Source organism: Moorena sp. SIO4A5 (assembly GCF_010672005.1).
Classification (GTDB): Bacteria; Cyanobacteriota; Cyanobacteriia; order Cyanobacteriales; family Coleofasciculaceae; genus Moorena.
The window spans coordinates 1-3,507 of sequence record NZ_JAAHHZ010000504.1 but is presented as its reverse complement, the minus strand read 5'-3'; the positions used below and the strand labels follow the sequence as shown (position 1 = coordinate 3,507).

General features: G+C 43.1%; 2 protein-coding genes and 1 pseudogene. 1 reads left to right on the top strand and 2 read right to left on the bottom strand.

Annotated features, from left to right (window positions below):
* Positions 1–422, top strand: a pseudogene (locus F6K57_RS40020) (hypothetical protein); the annotation flags it as partial.
* Positions 423–959: 537 nt separating this feature from the next.
* Here F6K57_RS40020 and F6K57_RS40015 read toward each other — a convergent pair.
* Positions 960–1,679 (bottom strand): DUF928 domain-containing protein, encoded by a 720-nt coding sequence (locus tag F6K57_RS40015; RefSeq protein ID WP_293074412.1) that lies wholly within the window; start codon positions 1,677–1,679, stop codon positions 960–962.
* A gap of 229 nt (positions 1,680–1,908) precedes the next feature.
* Positions 1,909–3,507: CHAT domain-containing protein (locus F6K57_RS40010; protein ID WP_293074409.1), on the bottom strand; the 1,599-nt coding region annotated here is incomplete at its 5' end.

The following is a 3,507-nucleotide window of genomic DNA, read 5'->3' as shown; positions in this document are numbered from 1 at the left end:
GCGGTGCGACCCCGGCGAGGTTCCCTCGCCTAGGGAACGCGCACCAAGAGAATCGAGTTAGAGCACATGTCTTTTTATGTATGTTATCTTATTACGTTGAATGGCACAGGTCGCAAGCTTTAGCTCCGATACTTTTTGCAGATGAAGAATCTGAGCAAGTCAAACTAACTACAACTGAAGTCGTCGCTCCATCCCAACGTTCAAAGAAAGCTTTATCGAAAGCTCGTAAAAAGAAAACACAAGATAAATTACCTGTACACAGCTTTAATACGTTAATGGCAGATTTAGGGACGATTACTCTCAATACGATTAACACAAAGTTGGAGGGGAAGGATATTACCTTTGAGAAAATAACCCAAGCCACTCTCCTTCAACAAAAAGCTCTAGATTTACTGGGAATTTCGGTATTTTGTACCCAGTAAATGCCTAAGAAAAAATCCTCAATTCCAATCCAAGCATAGGTTGTGCTGTTTTGTCAAAGGGGAACTTCAGCTATAGGCGCTTCTATTGGTTGGCAGGATTCCAGGAATAGCATCGACCGGTAGAACTGCTTTTGTGGTGAGTCACTAAGCCGTCGATAACTTACCTACAGAATTCCCAGTAAATCCTGACTAAGTAACAGTCTTGACAAAAAAAGCAAAAAAGGGATAAAAATTGACCTTGCCCAATTGTGGAATGATTGAGGCTAATTGGTAATCGGTAATTGCTAACTAACTTAACTATTCTTGATTGAATTTATTAGTTCAGCTATTGACAGGATAGGACGGAATCAATTCCGTAAGTTGTTTTAAGCCCGATCTTAAACCCCTGGTTTTCAACCAGGGGTTTAAGATGGGATATTTTTTGGAGTTATCACAAATCAGCTGCTAACTAACCCCTTGAGCCACATAGGGTTAAATCCTTGCTTTATAAGGATTGCAGGATAATAGTTGATGGTATGATGTTCAGATATTTATAGTTTATTTATTGAGCAACGGCTGGTTAGCGATCGCAGTTAGTCCTTGTGATTTTAACAGTTCTTCCCAATGGGAGCGATAGACTGAATTTTTTGGTTCAGCTCGCCTTAAATCAGCCATGGTAGAGATAGTATCGACCCAAATCCCTGATTCAGCCAACAATGAGGCTTTTTGAAGTGAGGCTTTTAATGTCTTCTGATTCATCAAGGTAGAATTGGCTTCAACTCGACGAACCCATCCAGTTACCTCAGGACTATCTGGTTCTAAATACTCCCCACAAATCATCACCAAAGACCACTGGTAATTCTTACCGACCTTTAGTGGTGGAGCCTGAGGTGGTAATTCAACCGCCATTACACCTGGCTGATTAGGCAGACGTATAAAGGACTGGTAATGATGGTTTCGGTTTTCATCCTCGAAACTTAAAAAAGCTTCTTTAGCTGAAGTCTGAGGAACATATACCAGCAAAGTTGGACGTTCTGCCACCGTTAAGCCCACATTAGTAGCTGGCATCAGCGGTGTGACTGATGAAGTGGTGGTTTTAGAATCAGAGAAACAAATATCTTCACCCCGGGAAGCTCCACCCCTTCCCGTCTTTGGTGCTGGATTCTTCCCATTTTGGAACATCACCGCCTGAGTTGGCAAACTGTGGATTAGAGTCATTCCTAGGAATAGTAAAGTAAAACAAAGTGGTAATCTCACGGTTAATTTGTTTGATTTCATAAAATATTTCCTATTGCTGCAGGACTTTCTTTATGATTATTCTGGGCACAGAAAGCAAAGCAGATGATTTGCCGCTTTCTAATTTTTTTTTTGAGGGTTGCTAGAAATTTCAATATAAACGCCTAATGTTTGCGTTCATGTTTGTTTTATGTTTTATTTCTAGTATGTTTTATGCCCAATTGTCCTCTAATAATATGTTTGAAAAGTCCTTCGATTAGAGATAGAGCAATTACAACCAATTTCCCACTAACACAAAGGGAGCCCAATAGACAGGATGGTTGTATTCCCCTTTCAATAGCGCTAACTGAGCACGGCGCAACGCTTCAGCTTTAGTTACACCTGCTTGAGCCAGATACTTGTAAAATTCAGCCATCAGCTGAGCAGTAGATTCATCCCTTACTGCCCATAGGGTAGCTAAGGTACTGCGTGCTCCCGAACGTACTGCTACTCCAGCTAACCCCAAGACAGCACGATTATCTCCTCTAGCAGTTTGGCAAGCACTGAGTACCAATAATTCAATGGGATTAGTGTCTTGTCTTTCTCTTGAGCGCAGTAGTGAATTGAATTGCCGGACATTAATTCGATCGTTCCAGGCTAAAACAAACGTCTCATCGGCAGTACTACTAAACTGACCGTGGGTTGCCAGATGCAATACTGGGAAAGGTTGTGCATCAACAGCGTTTTGGAGGTTGGTATCAGTAAACTCCTGATTCAAAAGCACTGTTGTGGAAATTTTTGACGAAATCTGGTCTAATTCTCGCTTTACTGCTGGCAAAGGCTTAAAACCTTGGCGACCCTCACTCAGCCCAGCAGTTATAGCTTGGATCTGTTTCGATTCAAGGGAACGTGGATCTAAAAGCTGCAATCCTGGACTTAGAGCTATGCTATATTTCTCGATAAGATACTGTTGACCATCATAAAGAGCGGACATGGGTAAATTCCGCAAATAACCATCTAGTACAAATACTAGAGTGGTGATGCCGTGGTCTTCTAACTCAGATTCTGCAGGTTTAATCAGCAAATCATAAGCTTGCTGATAGAGCTTGAGACGTGCTGGCTCAGAAAAAGCTCTATTCAGGGATTGTCGCATCCGCCGGAAAAACTGCTCTAGCTCAGCTTGAGGTATATAAGTTTGGTAGTGACGGAGCGGTTGTCCTGGTACAGAAACGATCACCTCTAACCGTTCTGGCAAGATAATAGGATAAATAACTGCCGCTTTCTGGTCAATCTGGTCGATCTGCCTGGGTTGACCTTTTAAACAGGCTTCCTGGAAAAAGTTCTCTAATTCAGCTAATTGCAGCGATTCAATAACTTCCATCGCCTTTTTCAGGTGGTCTTGACTAATTTCCCCTAAGCCTTTTGCCTGGGATACCCCTCCTGGCTCAGGGGTGGTGACAGAGGGTTGCAGTAGTAATTCGACTAGCTCTCGATAGATCGGTTCAACAGTTTCAGTGAAAGAAAATTGGACATCTCGATTGATAGCGACTAAGTCTGAGCGCAGTGACTGGAGAGTTTTGACCGCTGAATCGTAAGCTGCGATCGCTTCGTTGATATCCCCCTGCTGTTTGTGCAGCCTCCCCAGTTGCCAAGCGGCACGAGCAGCAATATCTGAGGCATGATTACCTTGGGCAATCTGTAGAGCATTCTCTGTTAACCTCAAAGCCTCGGACCACTGCTGGGTTTGTTCATACAATGAACCTAACTGAGTCATGGCATAAGCTTGAGCTGTTGGATCCCCCAATTCCATAGCTTGTTGCACTGCTCGTGCCAGAATTTTTGCGCCTTTTTGGATGGGTATAGGCACCCCTTGTGACTGTCTAGGGGAAGA

Coding starts and splice junctions, on each gene's coding strand:
- F6K57_RS40015 (WP_293074412.1), bottom strand. CDS start 1,679: ATGAAATCAAACAAATTAACCGTGAGATTACCACTTTGTTTTACTTTA.